Origin of the sequence: Micromonospora sp. WMMD729 (genome assembly GCF_049315225.1) — a bacterium.
Taxonomy (GTDB): domain Bacteria; phylum Actinomycetota; class Actinomycetes; order Mycobacteriales; family Micromonosporaceae; genus Micromonospora.
In genome coordinates this window covers 6,633,913-6,650,165 of sequence record NZ_CP186059.1, presented here as the reverse complement: position 1 = coordinate 6,650,165, position 16,253 = coordinate 6,633,913, and the positions used below count along the sequence as shown (strand labels likewise).

Annotated in this window: 17 protein-coding genes; 4 read left to right on the top strand and 13 right to left on the bottom strand. The window is 70.5% G+C overall.

Going from position 1 to position 16,253, the window contains the following annotated elements; genetic code table 11:
• Positions 1 to 8 precede the first annotated feature (8 nt).
• Together fbaA and ACN263_RS30720 are read right to left on the bottom strand one after the other, a co-directional pair.
• Positions 9 to 1,034 carry a class II fructose-bisphosphate aldolase gene (fbaA, locus tag ACN263_RS30725; protein ID WP_422737676.1) on the bottom strand — a complete coding sequence of 342 codons (1,026 nt, stop codon included), beginning with the start codon at positions 1,032 to 1,034 and terminating at the stop codon, positions 9 to 11.
• 135 nt (positions 1,035 to 1,169) lie between these two features.
• On the bottom strand, positions 1,170 to 1,553 hold the full coding sequence (locus tag ACN263_RS30720) for a phage holin family protein (RefSeq protein ID WP_421473934.1): 384 nt from the start codon (positions 1,551 to 1,553) through the stop codon (positions 1,170 to 1,172).
• A gap of 122 nt (positions 1,554 to 1,675) precedes the next feature.
• Here ACN263_RS30720 and ACN263_RS30715 point away from each other — a divergent pair, with 122 nt between their 5' ends.
• Positions 1,676 to 1,888: a hypothetical protein gene (locus ACN263_RS30715; RefSeq protein ID WP_422737675.1), complete on the top strand. Its 213-nt coding sequence runs from the start codon at positions 1,676 to 1,678 to the stop codon at positions 1,886 to 1,888.
• Positions 1,889 to 2,034: 146 nt separating this feature from the next.
• Positions 2,035 to 3,588: an LPXTG cell wall anchor domain-containing protein gene (locus ACN263_RS30710; RefSeq protein ID WP_422737674.1), complete on the top strand. Its 1,554-nt coding sequence runs from the start codon at positions 2,035 to 2,037 to the stop codon at positions 3,586 to 3,588.
• Positions 3,589 to 3,660: 72 nt separating this feature from the next.
• Here ACN263_RS30710 and ACN263_RS30705 read toward each other — a convergent pair whose 3' ends face one another.
• On the bottom strand, positions 3,661 to 4,725 hold the full coding sequence (locus tag ACN263_RS30705) for an LCP family protein (protein ID WP_422737673.1): 1,065 nt from the start codon (positions 4,723 to 4,725) through the stop codon (positions 3,661 to 3,663).
• A complete protein-coding gene (locus tag ACN263_RS30700) occupies positions 4,722 to 5,207 on the bottom strand; it encodes a SigE family RNA polymerase sigma factor (RefSeq protein WP_422737672.1) in 486 nt (161 codons plus the stop codon). The genes ACN263_RS30705 and ACN263_RS30700 overlap by 4 nt, the downstream gene beginning before the upstream one ends.
• A gap of 181 nt (positions 5,208 to 5,388) precedes the next feature.
• Here ACN263_RS30700 and ACN263_RS30695 point away from each other — a divergent pair, with 181 nt between their 5' ends.
• Both ACN263_RS30695 and ACN263_RS30690 read left to right on the top strand, forming a co-directional pair.
• Entirely contained in the window at positions 5,389 to 6,957 is a 1,569-nt protein-coding gene (locus tag ACN263_RS30695) for an LPXTG cell wall anchor domain-containing protein (RefSeq protein ID WP_422737671.1), read from the top strand.
• A 140-nt stretch (positions 6,958 to 7,097) separates the two neighbouring features.
• On the top strand, positions 7,098 to 7,925 hold the full coding sequence (locus tag ACN263_RS30690; RefSeq protein WP_422737670.1) for a DedA family protein: 828 nt from the start codon (positions 7,098 to 7,100) through the stop codon (positions 7,923 to 7,925).
• A 171-nt stretch (positions 7,926 to 8,096) separates the two neighbouring features.
• Here ACN263_RS30690 and ACN263_RS30685 read toward each other — a convergent pair whose 3' ends face one another.
• The 9 genes from ACN263_RS30685 to ACN263_RS30645 all read right to left on the bottom strand — a co-directional run bounded on the left by ACN263_RS30685 (position 8,097) and on the right by ACN263_RS30645 (position 16,234).
• Complete coding sequence (locus ACN263_RS30685; protein ID WP_007454255.1) at positions 8,097 to 8,474, bottom strand: ArsR/SmtB family transcription factor; 378 nt, start codon at positions 8,472 to 8,474, stop codon at positions 8,097 to 8,099.
• A 57-nt stretch (positions 8,475 to 8,531) separates the two neighbouring features.
• Positions 8,532 to 9,071, bottom strand: coding sequence for an orotate phosphoribosyltransferase (gene pyrE / locus ACN263_RS30680; RefSeq protein ID WP_355048453.1), 540 nt, complete (start codon positions 9,069 to 9,071; stop codon positions 8,532 to 8,534).
• Between the two features lie 168 nt (positions 9,072 to 9,239).
• Complete coding sequence (locus tag ACN263_RS30675) at positions 9,240 to 10,049, bottom strand: SDR family NAD(P)-dependent oxidoreductase (protein ID WP_422737669.1); 810 nt, start codon at positions 10,047 to 10,049, stop codon at positions 9,240 to 9,242.
• 10 nt (positions 10,050 to 10,059) lie between these two features.
• Positions 10,060 to 10,716, bottom strand: a complete 657-nt coding sequence (locus ACN263_RS30670) for a hypothetical protein (protein ID WP_422737668.1) — start codon at positions 10,714 to 10,716, stop codon at positions 10,060 to 10,062.
• A 72-nt stretch (positions 10,717 to 10,788) separates the two neighbouring features.
• A complete protein-coding gene (locus tag ACN263_RS30665; RefSeq protein WP_422737667.1) occupies positions 10,789 to 11,628 on the bottom strand; it encodes a hypothetical protein in 840 nt (279 codons plus the stop codon).
• A 90-nt stretch (positions 11,629 to 11,718) separates the two neighbouring features.
• Complete coding sequence (locus ACN263_RS30660) at positions 11,719 to 12,297, bottom strand: DUF4178 domain-containing protein (RefSeq protein WP_422737666.1); 579 nt, start codon at positions 12,295 to 12,297, stop codon at positions 11,719 to 11,721.
• A gap of 145 nt (positions 12,298 to 12,442) precedes the next feature.
• Positions 12,443 to 12,820 (bottom strand): hypothetical protein, encoded by a 378-nt coding sequence (locus ACN263_RS30655; RefSeq protein ID WP_422737665.1) that lies wholly within the window; start codon positions 12,818 to 12,820, stop codon positions 12,443 to 12,445.
• A 101-nt stretch (positions 12,821 to 12,921) separates the two neighbouring features.
• Positions 12,922 to 15,513 carry an ATP-dependent chaperone ClpB gene (gene clpB / locus ACN263_RS30650; protein WP_422737664.1) on the bottom strand — a complete coding sequence of 864 codons (2,592 nt, stop codon included), beginning with the start codon at positions 15,511 to 15,513 and terminating at the stop codon, positions 12,922 to 12,924.
• 85 nt (positions 15,514 to 15,598) lie between these two features.
• Positions 15,599 to 16,234 carry a TetR/AcrR family transcriptional regulator gene (locus ACN263_RS30645; protein ID WP_422737663.1) on the bottom strand — a complete coding sequence of 212 codons (636 nt, stop codon included), beginning with the start codon at positions 16,232 to 16,234 and terminating at the stop codon, positions 15,599 to 15,601.
• Positions 16,235 to 16,253 lie beyond the last annotated feature (19 nt).

The window sequence follows — 16,253 nt, the reverse complement described above, 5'->3', positions numbered from 1 at the left end:
ACGTCGTGTTACTTGGTCATCGTGGTGCCGGTGGAGCGCAGGTGCTCGCACGCCTCGACCACCCGGGCGGCCAGGCCGGCCTCGGCGGCCTTGCCCCAGGTACGCGGGTCGTACTGCTTCTTGTTGCCGACCTCGCCGTCGATCTTCAGCACGCCGTCGTAGTTGCGCAGCATGTGGTCGGCGACGGGCCGGGTGAAGGCGTACTGCGTGTCGGTGTCGATGTTCATCTTCACCACGCCGTAGTCCAGCGCCTCGCGGATCTCGCTCAGCAGGGAGCCCGAGCCGCCGTGGAAGACCAGGCTCAGCGGCTTGTCCTTGCCGTACTTGGCGCCCACCGCCTCCTGGATCTGGTTCAGGATCTCGGGGCGGAGCTTGACGTTGCCCGGCTTGTAGACGCCGTGCACGTTGCCGAAGGTCAGCGCCGCCATGTAGCGGCCCTTCTCGCCCAGGCCCAGCGCCTCGACCATGGCCAGGCCGTCCTCGACGGTGGTGTAGAGCTTGTCGTTGATGGCGTTCTCGACGCCGTCCTCCTCGCCACCCACGACGCCGACCTCGATCTCCAGGACGATCTTGGCCTTGGCGGCCTCGTCGAGGAGCTGGGCGGCGATCTGCAGGTTCTCGGCGACCGGCACGGCCGAACCGTCCCACATGTGCGACTGGTACAGCGGCTGCTCGCCGCGCTTGACCCGCTCCTGCGAGATGCCCATCAGCGGACGCACGAAGCCGTCCAGCTTGTCCTTCGGGCAGTGGTCGGTGTGCAGGGCGATGTTGACCGAGTACTTCTTGGCGACCTCGTGCGCGTACGCGGCGAACGCCACCGCGCCGGTGACCATGTCCTTGATCGAGGGACCGGACAGGTACTCCGCGCCACCGGTGGAGACCTGGATGATGCCGTCGCTCTCCGCGTCGGCGAAGCCCTTGAGCGCCGCGTTCAGCGTCTGGGAGGAGGTCACGTTGATCGCGGGGTACGCGTACCGGCCAGCCTTGGCGCGGTCCAGCATCTCCGCGTAGGCCTCGGGGGAAGCGATGGGCATGTGATGCGCTCCTTACTTACCACTCTCGGCCGTGCTGGCCGCTGTTGTTCGTCTGTGCGCCGGACCGCGCTGTCCTCCGCCCGGCAGTATCCCGCAGGTGAGGTAGGCAGGACCAACCGAGGGGGTGTCAGGCGTTCACCGGGTGTCCAGACTGTCCGGCACGATGACGCTGATCAGCCAGGTGACCACGGTCATCACGATCGCTCCCCAGAACGCCGCCCAGAAGCCGTCCACCTGGAACGGCAGGTCGAGTCCGCGGGCGATCCGGTCGGTGAGCAGGAAGAGCAGCGCGTTGACCACCAGGGCGAACAGGCCGAGGGTCAGCAGGTAGAACACACAGCCGACCACCCTGATCACGGGCTTGAGCACCGCGTTGATCACACCGAAGATGAGTGCCACCACGATCAGCGTGAGCACGGTGTTGCCACCCGAACGTCCGTGCACGTCGACGCCGGGCACGATCAGCGTGGTCACCCACAACGCGACCGCGGTGATCGCCAGTCGGATGAGGAAGCCCACGGGACCATCCTGGCACCGGGTCACACCGTCCCGGGGTGATTCGGCCGACTCGGCTTGCCGGCGCAGAGCGGACGCAGCCCGTACGGTGGTGGGAGCCGTGCCCCGAGACCCCGGGAGGGACGATGGGTCAGCCCGACGAGGACTTCACCCCCGGCGACCATCTCGCCGCCAACGAACGCGATCCGGAGGCGGAGCCGGCCGACGCGGTCGAGCAGGCCACCTCGGTCGACCCGACCGACGTCGACGTCGAGCCGCATCGCGGCATGGAGGTCGACGACTGGGACGCCATGGAGCAGGCCCGGGTGGTCACCGCGGACGAGGACGACTACCGCTGACCCCGCTGTGAGCATCGGACTGCCCGTTACGGCAGAGGTGCACCGCCGTTCGGATAGTCGGACGCGCATCAATAGAACGGGGCGTGCGCAGGGCGCCGGTTCTCCCTAGGTTGTACGAGCGTCGTCTACTCCCCGGGAGGACCCTCGTGCTCAAGCACTCGATCCGCTGGCTGGTCGGGCTGGGTGCCGTGAGCGCCCTGGTCGCCGCGTCCGCCACCCCCGCCGTCGCCGCGGCCACGATCGAGCCGTACTTCCAGGACGCCACTCTGGCCGTCGGCTCGGAGAAGATGTCCGGCCTGCTCCTGTACGCCGACGAGGCGACGACCCTCGAAGACGTCTCCGTGCGGTACGACTACCGCTCTCTCGCCAACAAGATCAGCATCACGCCCGCCGACCAGCAGGCCTGCACGACTCCGGAACCAGGCGTTCTCGTCTGCGCGGAGGAGTTCGATGTCGTCCTCAGCGAGCTACCGCCGCTCGGCAGCGGTATCTACCGGAGCGGCACCAAGCGGGTGAACATGGCCGCTACCGAGGACGCGCAGCTCGGCGACGCCGGCGACCTCGTGGTCAGCTATGAGGCAGCCGGCGGACGGCGGGGCAGCTACACCTCGCGGGTCCGCGTCGGCGAGGGCGTGGACCTGGCCGGCGGGCCGTTCACCACCTTCACCTCGAAGCCGGGCGGAAAGGTACCGGTGCCGCTGGTCGTGTCCAACGTCGGCGCGAAGACCGTCACCGGCTTCGTCGCGGTCTTCGACCTCCCCTACTCGATGCGGACCAGGGAGCGTTTCAGCAACTGCCGCTACTCCGACGACCACCTGGTGTCCTGCCAGTTCGACGAGGAGATTCCGGCTGGCGGGGCACTGTCCGCGACGCTGAACCTCGAACTCGCCAGGGACACCTACGCCCCGACCAACCAGTCCGGCTATGCGCAGTTCATGACCATTGCTGACTTCGAGGACCTGACCCGGGTACGGGAAGCCGTCGGCGCCCGAGCTGCCGTACCGGGTGCCGGGCCGAAGCTGACCCTGACCGATGCGCCCAACCGGGCGCGGCAGGCCGACCAGACCGACGTCGGACCGGGCTACGACTACACGGGCTGGATCATCAAGGTCACCGGCAGGAACGGCACCGACCTCGCGGCGATCGGCGCCACCCTCAAGGGCGGGGTCGGCACGGTCGTGACGGCAACCGTCGGCTTTCGCAACAACGGGCCGGCGACGCTCGACAACGTGAGCGAGGAATGGGAGGCCGCCACCCACACGCTCGTCGAGCTGCCGCCCGGCACGACGGCCGTCGAGGTTCCCCTCGGCTGTGAACTGCGACCGGGCACCCGGACGTACCAGTGCGCCTCGGACATGCTGTTGGTCGCGGGCAAGACCTACACCGTGGACTTCCGGCTGCGCGTCGACAAGGTCGTTCCCAACGCCAAGGGCACGGTGTGGGTCAACGCGCCGTGCGAGTGTCCCGCCGGCGGGAGCTTCACCGGCGACATCAAGCCGGCCAACGACCGCGCCACGATCCTGGTCAACCCGGGCCAGGGTGGCGGCGACGGTGACGGTGGAGGCGGCGGTGGCGGTGGTTCGCTGCCCATCACCGGCACCCCGACGGGTCTGCTCGCCGGCCTCGGTGTCCTGCTGGTCGCCGCCGGCCTCGGCGCTCACCTGCTGGCCCGACGTCGCAGCACCCACATCGTCGGCTGATCAGCCCCGCCTGACCGGCACCCCGCCGCCGTTCCTGCCCTCGGCGGTGGGGTGCCGTCGCGGTCCACGGAGTCACCGAGGGCGGTCCACCAACGTCGGGTGACGGGCGGCCCACTCCTCGAGGCGGTCCTCCCGCAGCGCCCTGAAGAGCTCCGGCACGAACGTCGGGTCGGCACGAACGGAGCCGTCCCTCGCGGTCGGCTGGGCGACCGGCAGGCCCAGCCCGACCGGCTCGACCGACCGCAGCGTGGGAGCAATCCGCAGCAGGTCCAGGACGGTCGCCCGGTCGGGCGACGCCACGAGGTCCGGGCCGACGGTGACCAACAGTTTGGCGAGGCGTACCGGATCGGTCAGTACGCCCTGGTCGGTGGCCTGGCGGACGAGACCGGCGGCGAAGAGCCGAGCGTTGCGGTCCCGGTCATGGCTGCCTTCGGGCAACCCGTAGCGCTGCCGGAGCAGGTCGACCGACGCAGCGCCGTCGAGGTGTTGGCAGCCCGCCGGGAAGACCCGCCGAGTGTGGACCGAACGCACCCGGTCACTCAGGCAGATCGGCACACCGCCCACGGCGTCGGTCAGTGCCCGCACGGCCCGGTACGTCAGCACCAGGCCGGCGTCGACCCGTACCCCGGTCAGCTCGGCCACCGTGCGCCGGGTCAACTCGTACCCCTTGGTCATGTCCGGCCGGTCCGACCCGGCCCCGGCCGGGAACGCGGAGTTCAACTTGTCGGTGCCGTGGTCCGGGATCAGGACCCCCAGGCCGCGGGGGAGCGACATCAGGTAGGGACGGCTGCGATCGGCCGGGATGTGCACCAGCAGCAGCGCATCGGCCCGCGCGGCCGCCGACCCGTCGCCGTCGATGCCGAGCAGCAGGATGTTCAGCGGGCCGGGCGGCACCGGCCGGGCGGACTCGCCAAGCAGTTCGGTGGCCGGCGGCGAGCCCCCGCGTTCCGGAGTCAGCAGCGGCACGCCGATCCCCAGCACCCCGAGCAGGGCCAACGCCATGCCACCGGCCTGCCAGCGGCGACGCCGACGGCGACGGCGGATGGTCAGCCGGTCGATCGCGGCGCGCAGCGGGCCGGTCGGCGGGGTGAGCGGCTCGTGCCGGGCGAAGGCGGCACGCAGGTCATCCTCGATCATGAGGGAACCTCCACGTACTCGGCCCGGAGCGTGGCCAGGGCCCGGGAGATGGACGAACGAACGGTCCCGACGGCACAGCCGAGGATGTCGGCGATCTCGGCGTCGGGCAGATCCTCGTAGTAGCGCAGGACGAGGGTGGCGCGCTGCCGGCGCGGCAGCCGGGAGAGCCAGGTCCAGATCTGGTCCCGGTCCACGGCGGACTGGGCGTGGTCGGTGGATGCCGGCAGGGACTCGTCGGGTTCACCGCGCAGCAGCACCCGACGCATCCACGAGCCGCGTTTCCAGTCGACGTACTGGTTGGTGAGCATCCGGCGTACGTAACGCTCGGGCGAGTCCGCGCGGGCGACCCGCCGCCAGTTCAGTTGGACCCGGACCATCGTCTCCTGCACCAGATCCTGCGCCTGGTGCGGATCACCGGTGAGCATCACCGCGTACCGCAGCAGCGGGGCAAGCCGCGTGTCCGCGAACTCCTCGTACGTCACTGCACCTCCCGGGTCCCTGCCTCAGTTGACGGGAGCGGACGTGCTGAACGTTGCGGTGGCGGCGATCAACCTTTCGGCTCGTCCTGGTCACCAGGCGGTGATCAGGGACGACGCCGAACCTTAGCGGTTCCTTAAGATCCACGGGCTGCACCTGAATCCCCCTACTGGAGGAATCCCCCTCATGCTCACCCACTCCACCCGGCGCTGGCTCGCCGGACTGGGCGTCGCAGGCGCGTTCGTCGCCGCCTCCGCCAGCCCGGCCCTCGCCGCCGCCAAGGAAGCTCCGCTCGAACTGGGCGTGTACTTCAGCGACACCACCCTTGCCACCGGCTCCGAAGGCAAGATCGACTCTCCTCTTCTGTTCGCCTCCGGGCCGGTGGTCGTCGAGGGCCTCACGGTCACGTACGACTACACCGATCTCGACGGCACGGTGCAGGTCAAGCGCGACAGCGCAGGCACCGAGTGCGAGTCACCGAAGGCCGGCGTCCTGGTCTGCACGGAGCACTTCGAGATCGGCTTGGACGAATGGGCCTTCGGCGGCCTCTTCAGCGTCGTCATGACCCCGACCGCGAAGGCTGCGGACGGCGACACCGGCGTCCTCAAGGTCACGGTCAGCGCGGAGGGACTCACGCCGGCCAGCCACTCTGCCAAGATCCGGATTGGCGAAGGTGTCGACCTCGCCGCCCCGGGCGAGGAGAGCATGCTGTCGGCCACCCCGGGCAGCAAGTTCAGCGCTCCGCTCACGCTGAGCAACGCCGGTGAGACGGCAGCGAAGGGCGCGGTTGCGGTCTTCGATCTCGACTACGCGATCCGCCCGGACAAGCAGTACAGCAACTGCACGTACGAGGACGGCCGCCTGCTGACCTGCTCCTTCTCCGAGGTGACCGCCCCGGGTGAGACCCGCTCGGCGGCAGTGCCCTACGTGCTCGGCAAGGACACGTACGCGCCGGGCAGCGACTACGGCTACTACAACTGGATGACCCCTGCGGAGTTCGAGGACTTCAGCACGTACCTGCAGGCCGGGGGCTACTCGATGGGGCAGCCGGGTAAGGGTTCGGTGCTGACCCTTCCGACCGTCCCGTCCAAGGCTGCGGCGCGCGGCTTCCAGGCCGACACCGACCCGATGAACAACTGGTCCGGCATGACCGTCAAGGTCACCGGCAAGAACGGCGCGGATCTGGTCGCGATCGGCGACAAGCTGACCGGCAAGGCGGGCGACGTGGTCACCGCCAACGTGGGCGTGCGCAACGACGGTCCGGCCGCACTGGACTTTGGCCGCGGGGGCTCGCCGGTCACGAAGATCGACGTTGCGGTGCCGGCGGGTACCACCGCTGTCGAGGTGCCCGAGGTCTGCGCGCCGCTCAACGGCGACCAGCAGGACTGGGAGAACGCCGGCAAGCCGGGCGCGAAGCTGTACCGGTGCTACCCGGACATCTTCATCGGCGTCGGTGAGGAGCAGACGGTCGAGATCGGCCTGCGCATCGACAAGGTGATCCCGAACGCGGAGGGCACCGTCACCATCAACGCCAAGTGCGAGTGCGAGGGCTTCACCGAGGACCTGAAGCCGGCGAACGACGTCGCCAAGATCCTGGTGAACGCCGCCGCCGGTCAGGGCGGCGGGGACGGTGGCGCGCTGCCGATCACCGGTCAGTCGACCGGCCTGCTCGCCGGCCTCGGCGCGCTGCTGCTCGCCGCGGGCGTCGGCGGCTACCTGGTGGCGAAGCGCCGCCGGACCCGCTTCGTCGCCTGACCCGCTCTGAGTAACCTGATCCATCCCAGCAGTACCGGTGCCCCGTCGACCACGCAGGTCGGCGGGGCACCGTCGTATCCGGCCACCGGGTGGTGCGGGCTGGTCCGGCGCGGCCCGGACACCGGGCTTCGGTACCCTTTGTGGCCGTGGACACAGCTGAGAAGACCCGCGCTCTCACGGAGAGCGTCGCCCTGAACCCGCTCGATCCCAAGGACCTGTTGCAGACCTTCGGGCTGGTCGGCGTCTGGGTGATCCTGTTCGCCGAGACCGGCCTGCTGGTGGGCTTCTTCTTCCCCGGTGACTCGCTGCTGTTCCTCGCCGGGGTGGCCGCCTCGCCGGTGGCGGACGCCATCTTCGGCGACGGCACCCGGCTCTCGCTGGCCGGTCTGCTGATCGGGGGGCCGATCTGCGCGATCGTCGGCGCGCAGTTGGGGCACTGGCTCGGCGCGCGGTACGGCCGCCGGATGTTCGAGCGGCCCAACTCGCGGCTCTTCAAGAAGGAGTACGTGGAGAAGGCCGAGTACTACTTCCAGAAGTTCGGCCCGGCCAAGGCCGTGGTGCTGGCGCGGTTCATCCCGATCGTGCGGACGTTCCTCAACCCGGTCGCCGGGGCGCTGGGCATGCCGGCTCGGCAGTTCCTGCTGTGGAACATCGTCGGCGGGGTGCTCTGGGTGGACGGCATCCTGCTGATCGGCTACCTGCTGGCTGACCGGATCTACAAGGCGATCGGCGACAAGATCGACCACTACATCCTGCCGGTGGTCGCGCTGATCATCCTGATCTCGGTGCTGCCGATCTTCTTCGAGTTCCTTCGTGACCGGCGGGCGCGCAAGCGTGGCGAGGCGGTCGCGGTGGTCGCGGCGGCCAGCGCCGCGGGCGCGGTCGACGCGGTGCGCGAGAAGTTCGACCACGAGGAGCACCCGCACGACCGTCGGGGGGACGGGCACGGGTACGGCCAGCAGCGCTGATCCCAGGTACGACGACGGCCGGCCCCCTGGTGCGGGGGTCGGCCGTCGGCATGTCGGACCCGGCCTCCGGCGGTGCGGCCGGGGACGAGCAGGTGTCAGCTACCGGTGGCGCCACCCCTGGTTCGCCACCGGACACCGCCCCGGGTACGAGACGGTGCGCAGCGCCTTACGTCAGCGAGCCTTCTTGGTGGCCCGCTTACGCGGCGGGGTCAGCAGGTCGGCGATCGTCGCGATCGCGCTCGGGACCAGCCGGTAGTACGCCCATACACCGCGCTTCTCCCGCTCCAGCAAGCCGGCCTCGGTGAGGATACGCAGGTGGTGACTGACCGTCGGCTGGGAGAGGCCGAGCGGCGCGGTCAGGTCACAGACGCACGCCTCGCCCTCGGGGGCCGACTGGATCAGGCTGAGCAGCCGCAGCCGGGCGGGATCCGCAAGGGCCTTGAGGACCCCCGCGAGACGCTCGGCATCGGCACGTTCGATCGGCTCACCGGCAAGCGGCGAGATCTGAGGCATAGTCATTTCGGCCAACGCAGTTCCCACGTATTCCATCCTTCCACCAGCAGCATCGATCCGCCTGCATATCAGCAGATACGAATCGGCAGACTTTTACGCCACAAGGCCGAGGTCAGCCAACGTATAGGCCGCCCGGTACGGCAATCCGGCGGCTCGCACCGCGTCGCCGGCGCCTCGATCAACAATAACCGCCACGCCCACGACTTCGGCTCCGGCCTCGCGGAGAGCCTCGACGGCGGTCAACACACTTCCGCCCGTTGTGGACGTGTCTTCTACCGCCAACACACGGCGGCCGGCCACCTCCGGTCCCTCGATCCGTCGCTGTAGACCGTGTGCCTTCCCCGCCTTGCGCACCACGAAGGCGTCCAAGGCGCGGCCGGTTCCAGCGGCGGCGTGCAGCATCGAGAGCGCGACAGGGTCCGCGCCCAGGGTGAGGCCACCGACCGCGTCGTACTCCCAGTCGGCGGTGAGGTCGAGCAGCGCCTTACCGACCAACGGAGCGGCCTGGTGATGGAGCGTGACACGTCGCAGATCGACGTACCAGTCTGCCTCGCGCCCCGATGACAACGTGACCCGTCCGTGGACCACGGCCAGGTCGGTAATGAATTTGCGCAGGTCGTCGTGGTCCCCCATGGCGATAGAGGTTACTGCGCAACTCTGAACGCCGTGTGGACGGGCCGGCCGAATCGGAGCGGTGAGACACCGATGACTGGCTATGTTCGACTACGCTCTGCGACCGGCGTGATCGCGGTGCGCCAACGACCGTCGGCGGCGGTTCCGGCGCGACGACGCGCCGGCGGCTCAGCGCTCCTCGCGGCCGATCCGGCCGCGGGTGTCGCGGGAGACCACCTCGAGCAGCCGGCGCGGCGCGTGTCGCAGACCGGCGACGGCCACCTTGTACTTCCACGCCGGGATGCTCACCAACTTGCCTTTGCGCAGGTCACGCAGTGCCTCGTCGACGACGTCCTCGGCTCGCAGCCACATCCACTCCGGCGTCTTGGACATGTTGATGCCGGCCCGCTGGTGGAATTCGGTACGGGTGTAGCCGGGGCACAGAGCCATCACCCGGACCCCGAAAGGGCGTGCCGACTGGCCCACGGACTCGCTGAAATTGGTGACCCACGCCTTGCTGGCCGAGTAGGTCGATCCCGGCATCACCGCGCCAAAACCAGCAACCGAAGAGACATTTATCACTGCCCCGTCGCGCCGTTCGGTCATCGGGCGTAGCGCCGCCAGGGTCAATCGCATGACGGCGTGCACGTTGAGGCGGAGCAGCCGCGCCTCGTCCTCCGCTGTGGAGCGCAGGAACGGCTTGTTCAGGCTGATGCCGGCATTGTTGACCAGCAGGTGAACGGGACTGTCGGACGCCAGCCGCTGTTCGACGGCGGCGCAGCCGTCATCGGTGGACAGGTCCGCCGGGAGCGTCTGGACGTCGTGACCGTGTCGGGCGCCCAACTCGGCGGCCATCGCGGCCAGTCGGTCCGCGTCCCGGGCGACCAGCACCAGGTGCCAGCCGTCGGCCGCCAGGCGACGGGCGAACGCCGCACCGATGCCGGCGGTGGCACCGGTGATCAGGGCCCGTCGCTCGGCGGTCGGGGATTCGAGCGTCACGGGCGGTTCCTCACCTGGGCGGGTACGGGGGCGTGGCCGGCGCCTGCGGGGGCTGGTACGACGCGGACGCAAACGCGGACGGCGCGGTCGGTGCCGTCCGGCGGTGCCGACCGAACCAGGCGTTCGCCGCCGGCAGGGCCAGCAGCGCGGCTACCACAAGGTAACCGAGGGCCTGCCCGACGGAAAGCCCGGCATTGAGCGGGATCCACCAGGACGGGTACGCATCCGAGATGAGACCCAACAGCTCGGCGGTGGTCCGCTCGTCCGCCCCCAGCCGCAGCGGTGCGGCGCGTTCACCGACGAGTACCGCCACGCTGCAACAGCCGGCGAGCAGGCCGAGCCCGCAGACCACCCAGGTGGCCACACGTACGCCGCGCCGGCCCGTCAACAGGCCGAGGGCCAGGCCGGCGAGCAGGAGTGCGGACAGCGCGGCCACCACCGCGGTCAGCGCCGCCGACGCGCGCAGCAGGGTCACCACGTCGTCGATCTGCTCTGGGCTGGCCGCGGTGTCCCGCGCCGCGGCGCGGAACGCGTCCACCGTCCGGCCCAGCACCGCCAGGTCGACGACGGTGTACGCGAGCGCGCCGACCGCCATCAGCAGCAGCACGGCCGTGGCCGACGGGACCACGGCGGGCCGGCGGGGCAGTGCCGGTTCGGGGTACGACACGACGGATCCCTCCGGTAGGCGTCGGGTTGCAACCTACTCGGAGGGATCGTCGGCGTCGTGCTTATCCGTGGGTCAACTCGTCGACGGTCCGGTGGTGCCGGGGCGGTCCGTCGGCGGCGTGTCGTCCGGACGGTCCGGGCTGGACGGGTTCGCCGGCGGGGTGGTCGGCTGCTCCGGCTCGGACGCCGGGCCGGGAGTCGACGGGTAGGCCGGCTCTCCGCTCGACGGCTGTCCGGGGGTCGACGGGTAACCGGGCTGGCCGGGAACCTGCGGGTAGCCGGGCTGACCGGACGCCTGCGGGTAGGCCGGGTAGCTGGCGCCCGGGGTCGGCGGCTCCCACCCGGCGGCCGGCTTGCGGAAGAACTCGTTGGACTTCGGCAGGGCCAGCAGGACCAGAGCCGCCAGCAGCGCGAGCAGGCTGATCACGCCGAGCAGGAGGCTGACCGGGGTGACCCAGCCAGGCAGCGCCTCGTCGAGGCGACGCCGGATCTCCTCGGCGCTCGGCATGCCGTCGCCGGTGTTCCCACCGGTGTTGAAGCCGCCGGCCGCACCGCTGAGCAGGCTGCCACCCGTGCAGCAGACCATGATGCCGCCGACGATCCAGGTGGTGATCCGGCCACCGTTCTTGCCCTGGTTGTTGAACATGGCCAGCACGCCCAGCACGACCGCCAGCAGGAGTACGAGGATGGCGCTGCCGAGGCCGAAGGCGTAGAAGAAGTTCGCCACCTGATCGGCACCGTCGGCGCTGCTGCCCGCGTATGCATCGCGGAGCACGTCCCGGGTCTTGCCGATGGTGGAGAGGGTGATGATGAGACTGATCACCTGGCACGCCAGGAAGAGGTAGAGCAGATAGCTGGAAATCGTCACGGTGGAGGGCCGTTGACGGGCCGGCGTGCTCGGGGAGTCGACCACGATTCTCCTTTCCTAGATCGGGCCCACACCGTATCGGCAACCGGCCACTCCGGCATGCCGTGACGAAAGCGGCACGCCCGGCGAGGTCGCTCAGCCCGCGTCGGCGGCGGGTCGGATCGCCAGGTCGGCCGGGTCGAGCAGGTCGCCGCGCGCGACCCGCCAGCCCTCTTCGCCGTACGCCTCGAAGGAGAGCCGGGCACCCCCACCCGACTCGTAGTCGTGGTAGCGCATCGTCCCCGCGGCGGGCAGGCCGGTCTCCCCGGTGGCGGTGTAGCGCGCCTGCCCGGTCTCGGCCCAGGTGTACCGCCGCCCGCCGAGGTCGATCTCCGGGGCGCCGGGGGTGACGGTCGCGCCCGGCTCGGCGGTCCAGAGCACCAACTCCAGTTCGGGACCACCGTCACCTTCGACGGAGAGCCGGTGCGGCGTGCCGGAGGCGTCGTCGAGGAGGTGCTGCACCCAGGTCCAGCCCCCCTCGACCAGGCGGATGGTGCCGCTCACGACGTACTCCGTCTGGCGGATCCGCACGCGATCACCCGGCGCCAGGCGACGGGTCGGCGGGCGGACGGTGGCCCGGGCGGCGGCCCGCCGCCGGGCGCGCACGACGACCACGAGCACGACCGTCATGAGTACGACGACGGCCCCCACCAGGGACGCCAGCAACCCGTCCACCCGACCACCTCCCCAGGTACGTCGGCGCAGACGGTAACAACCTGGCGCACCGGAACGAGTCGCGTCGTGACCGAAAGCTCAGCTACCGACGGCGGACCGCCGGGGTGGCCGTCGATGGCTGCCACTGTGGAGTGGCGGGCGATCGTCAGGCCGCGGCGAGTCGCTGGGTGGCGTAGTCGCCGAGGGTGGAACGGCCCATGACGCAGCCGACGAAGGTGGTGAACTCGGTGGAGTCGTCGCGCAGCGACGTCCAGGCCGTCTGGGCGGCCGCCGGGTCGAGTCGTTCCAGCAGCGTCGCCGCGTACGCCCGGCCGGCGGGCGAGCCTTCGGCCAGCAGCCGATCGAGTTGGCGGCGTACCTCTTCGGGGTGCTTGTCGACCGCGGCCTCGACGCGGTGGTACGCCTCGGTCACCGGCAGCACCTCACCGGCGAACCCGACACCGCCGAAGGCCAACGTGTCGGCGGTCATCAGCTCGTCCGTCGCGGCACGAAGCTCGCGTTCCCACCCACTCATCCCGAACATGTCCTCATCCTTTCCCCGCCGGCCCGTCGCTCACCCTGTTGATCAAGAGGTTTGCGTCATGGGAAGACGTCCCGATGACGCAAACCTCTTGATCGCGGGGCTCAGGCGGGGGTGACCGTCAGGGCGTTTCCAGCGGGGTTCAGGTCGACCTTGACCGTGTTGCCGTCCCGGATGGTGCCGGAGAGCAGGGCCTTGGCCAGCTGGTCGCCGATGGCGGTCTGGACCAGTCGGCGCAGCGGGCGGGCACCGTAGATCGGGTCGTAGCCGTGCTCGGCCAGCCACCCACGGGCGGCGTCGGTGATCTCCAGGCCGAGCCGGCGGTCCGCCAGACGGCGTCGCATCCGGTCGAGCTGGATGTCCACGATGGCGCGCAGATCGTCCCCGCGCAGTGCCGCGAACACCACGATGTCGTCGAGCCGGTTGAGGAACTCCGGCTTGAAGTGCGACCGGACGACGGCGAGGACGCCCTCGCGGCGCTGCTCCTCGGCGAGCGTCAGGTCGCTGATCACCGACGACCCGAGGTTGGAGGTGAGGATCAGGATGGCGTTGCGGAAGTCCACCGTCCGGCCCTGGCCATCGGTGAGCCGACCGTCGTCCAGCACCTGGAGCAGCACGTCGAAGACGTCCGGGTGCGCCTTCTCCACCTCGTCCAGCAGGATCACCGAGTACGGCCGGCGGCGAACGGCCTCGGTGAGCTGGCCGCCCTCCTCGTAGCCGACGTAGCCGGGCGGGGCGCCGACCAGGCGGGCGACGGAGTGCTTCTCGCCATACTCACTCATGTCGATGCGGACCATCGCCCGCTCGTCGTCGAAGAGGAACTCGGCGAGCGCCTTGGCCAGCTCCGTCTTACCCACACCGGTCGGGCCGAGGAAGAGGAAGCTGCCGGTCGGGCGGTCCGGGTCGGCGACACCGGCCCGGGCCCGGCGTACGGCGTCGGAGACCGCGCCGACGGCCTCGGTCTGGCCGACCACCCGGTCGCCGAGCGACTCCTCCATCCGCAGCAGCTTGGCCGTCTCGCCCTCGAGCAGCCGACCCGCCGGGATGCCCGTCCAGGAGGCGACGACCGCGGCGATGTCGTCCGAGCCGACCTCCTCCTTGAGCATCGCGCCGTCGGCCTGGAGTCGGGCCAGCTCCTCCTCGGCCTGCGTCAGCTCGACCTTGAGCGCCGGGATCCGGCCGTACCGCAGCTCGGCGGCGCGTTCCAGCTCGCCGTCGCGCTCGGCCCGCTCGGCCTCGCCGCCCAGGCGCTCCAACTCCTCCTTGGCGGTGGAGAGCTTGGTGATGTGGCTCTTCTCGGTCTGCCAGCGCTCGGAGAGCACGGTGAGCTGCTCGCGCTTGTCGGCCAGCTCCTGGCGCAGCCGCTCCAGCCGCTCGGCGGAGGCGGCGTCGGGCTCCTTGGCCAGCGCCATCTCCTCGATCTCCAACCGGCGCACGGCCCGCTCGATCTCGTCCACCTCGACCGGCCGGGAGTCGATCTCCATCCGGAGCCGGGACGCGGACTCGTCGACCAGGTCGATCGCCTTGTCCGGCAGGAACCGGTCGGTGATGTACCGGTCGGAGAGCGTGGCGGCGGCGACCAGCGCGGCGTCGGTGATCCGTACGCCGTGGTGCACCTCGTAGCGCTCCTTGAGCCCGCGCAGGATGCCGATCGTGTCCTCGATCGTCGGCTCGCCGACCAGCACCGGCTGGAAGCGGCGCTCCAACGCCGGGTCCTTCTCGATGTGCTCGCGGTACTCGTCGAGCGTGGTGGCGCCCACCATCCGCAGCTCACCACGGGCCAGCATCGGCTTGAGCATGTTGCCGGCGTCCATCGAGCCCTCGCCCTTGCCCGCGCCGACGACGGTGTGCAGCTCGTCGAGGAAGGTGATGACCTGCCCGTTGGAGTTCTTGATCTCCTCCAGGACGGACTTCAGCCGCTCCTCGAACTGGCCCCGGTACTGGGCACCGGCGACCATCGCGCCGAGGTCCAGCGAGACCAGCTTCTTGTCGCGCAGCGACTCGGGCACGTCACCGGCCACGATCCGCTGGGCGAGCCCTTCGACGATGGCCGTCTTGCCGACGCCGGGCTCACCGATCAGTACGGGGTTGTTCTTCGTACGCCGGGAGAGCACCTGGATGACCCGGCGGATCTCCGAGTCCCGGCCGATGACCGGGTCGATCTTGCCGTCGCGGGCGCTCGCGGTGAGGTCGACGCCGTACTTGCTGAGCGCCTGGTAGGTCTGCTCCGGGTCAGCGGTGGTGACCCGCCGGTCTCCGCCTCGGACGCTCGGGAAGGCCGCGATCAGGGCCTCCTCGGTGGCGCCGGCCGACTTGAGGGCCGCCGACACCGCGCCACCCACCCGGGCCAGGCCGGCGAGCAGGTGCTCGGTGGAGGTGTACTCGTCACCCAGCGGCCGGGCGATCTGCTCGGCGGCGCCGATGGCGTTGACAAACTCGCGGGCGAGCGTGGGCTCGGCGATGCTGGAGCCCCGCGCGGCCGGCAGGGCGTCGACCGCCCGCTCGGCGGCCCGGCGCAGCTCGGCGGGGTCGGCCCCGACGGCGCGCAGCAGACCGGCGGCGGTCGAGCCTTCGGTGTCGAGCAGGGACAGCAGCAGGTGCCAGGGCTCCACGGTGGCGTGGCCACGCTGGTTGGCCACCGACACGGCACCGGTGATGGTCTCGCGGCTCTTGGTGGTGAGTTTCTCGGTGTTCATGGGCTCCCCCGGATCGGCGTTGTCCACTGTTGTGGACGCAACCAGAGTTGAGCGTATTCCACTCAACCTTACCGTGTGACGCCCGTCACTCCCGGCGTCGCCACCGCCAGTCGAACTCTCCGGCCGCCGGCGCCGGGCCGGGCAGCGCGCCGAGGTCCGGTGCCGTCGACAGGCCGCCCAGCAGCACCGCGAGCTGCCGGCGGCGCAGCTCACGGGTGCGCTCCGCGTCGGGTACGCGCACGGCCGCGCACGCCTCCAACACCAGCCCCAGGTCCTGCACGACCACGTCGGGGCGCAGCCGCCCACTGGCGTGCGCCCGCCCGACGAGGTCCGAGGCCAGTTCGCCGGCGCGGACCGCGTCCCGGCCCATCTCCTCGGTCGGGGTGAACGTGCCGGCCAGGTGGACGGTGAGCGAGTGCACGTCGGCGTCGACCACCCGGGCCAGGAACCCGGCGAAGGCGGCCCAGTCGTCCGGCTCGGCGAGCGCCTCCTCGGCCACGGCGATGTAGCGGCGCAGGCCGTCGTGGCAGAGCTGACGCAGCAGCGCCTCCTTGCCCGCGTACCGCCGGTAGAGCGCACTGATCCCGACGCCGGCGCGGTCCGCCACGGCGGCGATCGGGGCCTTCGGGTCGTCCAGGAAGACGGCGCGGGCGGCTTCGAGGATCACCTCGTCGTTACGGGCGGCCTGGGCGCGGCGGCCGGCCAGAGGTTTCGTCGACATGACCTGAGCCTAACACTGG